At 37.7% G+C, this 1,778-nt stretch carries 2 protein-coding genes; both read left to right on the top strand.

Annotation, left to right across the window (positions count from 1 at the left end; translation table 11 throughout):
• Nucleotides 1-74: 74 nt before the first annotated feature.
• A complete protein-coding gene (locus GJU43_RS22670; protein WP_154344177.1) occupies nt 75-1,220 on the top strand; it encodes an RHS repeat-associated core domain-containing protein in 1,146 nt (381 codons plus the stop codon).
• 5 nt (nt 1,221-1,225) lie between these two features.
• Nucleotides 1,226-1,654, top strand: coding sequence for a hypothetical protein (locus GJU43_RS22665; protein ID WP_154344176.1), 429 nt, complete (start codon nt 1,226-1,228; stop codon nt 1,652-1,654).
• Nucleotides 1,655-1,778 lie beyond the last annotated feature (124 nt).

The following is a 1,778-nucleotide window of genomic DNA, read 5'->3' as shown; positions in this document are numbered from 1 at the left end:
TGGATAGATAGTACTAATGATTTTGTGTTTTCTGAATTTTAATTCGAAGTGGTAAAGATTAATGAGGGTAGTTTTTGTTCACAGTTAAAATTACCAATCAGGTGGGGTCGGTTTTTGAAAAGCGATTGTTTGATGTATGGGGTGGTGTGCAAAAGGTACAGAACGGAGCTGGTATGCCGCTATCGGGTTTAACGGTTTTAGACAGGGGATACACCGGTCATGAACATATACAAAGTGTGGGGCTCATCAACATGAACGGCCGTATTTACGATCCTAATCTGCATCGTTTTTTACAGCCGGACAACAATATTCAGGACCCGTTTAATACGCAGAATTACAATCGTTACGTTTATGTTTTAAACAATCCTTTAAAATATACCGATCCTACAGGTGAATTTTGGAACGTAGTTGGTTACCTTTTATCAGGATATATAATGGGTGCCTATGCCAGCGGAGGCGAGTTGAACCCTGCCAAATGGAATTCTTCGGCTTTTATTAGTATTGGCGCAGCAGGAGCCTCAGCGGGAGCTTCAGCAGTGGCGACAAATTTGACCAATAATTATCTGGATAATTATAATAAACCTCCTGTGTTGGGATTTAGCGCTGTAGGGTCGGGGAATGATATGCATTCTTTTGTAGGTAGTAATAGTAGTGTAGGAGCACCAGTAAGTGATAATAACTTAAATTTAGGTAATTGGTACGAGACCGGCGGTCGAGCGAATTGGGCTTTTGGGACTGCTTCTGCGATAGGAATCGTTAAAGGAAGTCTAAACTCAGAGCGAATGTATGCTGAAGGTATTAGAAGAGGGCTTTCAGGAAATTATCCGTTAACAGGCAGAAACCTTAGTTTGTTTAGAGAGGCTCCAATGACAAAAGCTACAATTCCGATATCAAAAGTGGGGGCATGGGGAGGTATATTAGGTAATGCCTCGTTTGGAGCAGGTGTTTCAATGGACTTAGTGGGTATAAGGATTTATATGAAAAATCCAAATTCTCCCAATGCTGTTCATCCGGCAAAAGCTGTATTAAATACAATTATGGGAGCAATGGGAAACTGGGGAGGGACTATTGGTGCTATTCCTTCTACATTTTATTTTGGCATAGATGCTTTTTATCCGAAAGGCTGGGAGGGATTAGCAGTAGATCAGGAAAGTTTATATCAAGATAACAGAGCTATTAATCCAAATTATCAGGCCTTTCCGGGTGCAATGAAACTATAAATATTATGGAATTTATCAAGAAAAGTTATTATTATTTTTTCTACAGGATTTACCGTTCTATAGAATATACTTCGGAATTGTCAGGAGGAAAATTTCTTACAGAATATAAGGCGGGTCTTGTTATGCTAGCTTTAGAAACATGGGGACTATTTTCGTTAGCTAATTATTATACAGTTTACGAAAAGATATCTACAGAACTTTCGATTTCAATGCCTATTGTTTATGTACCGGCTGTAATAGTTTATGCATTTAATTATTTAACAATACATTATAAAGATCGCTGGAAACAATATAATACTGAATTTGCCAATTACTCTAAGAAAAAAAATAGAATTGGAGGCTGGATTGTATTTGGGATAATTTTGCTCATAATTAGTAATTTGATTTTTTCATTTTATTTAATGGGTGAAGTAGATTGGAGCAAATATCGTTAAAATTGTACGAACCAGATCCGATCGCTCGGATATCCAGACGGATATCCGGGAGGCTGGGTAAGATTAGGAATAGATCAAGAAAGTTTATATAGGTAAAACAGAGCTATAAATCCACATTATCAGG

Source organism: Flavobacterium sp. LC2016-23 (genome assembly GCF_009674775.1).
In the GTDB taxonomy this organism is placed as follows: Bacteria; Bacteroidota; Bacteroidia; order Flavobacteriales; family Flavobacteriaceae; genus Flavobacterium.
Note: the sequence above shows the minus strand (reverse complement) of the source record. Positions and strands in the feature narration are given on the sequence as shown.

Coding starts and splice junctions, on each gene's coding strand:
- GJU43_RS22665 (WP_154344176.1), top strand. CDS start 1,226: ATGGAATTTATCAAGAAAAGTTATTATTATTTTTTCTACAGGATTTAC.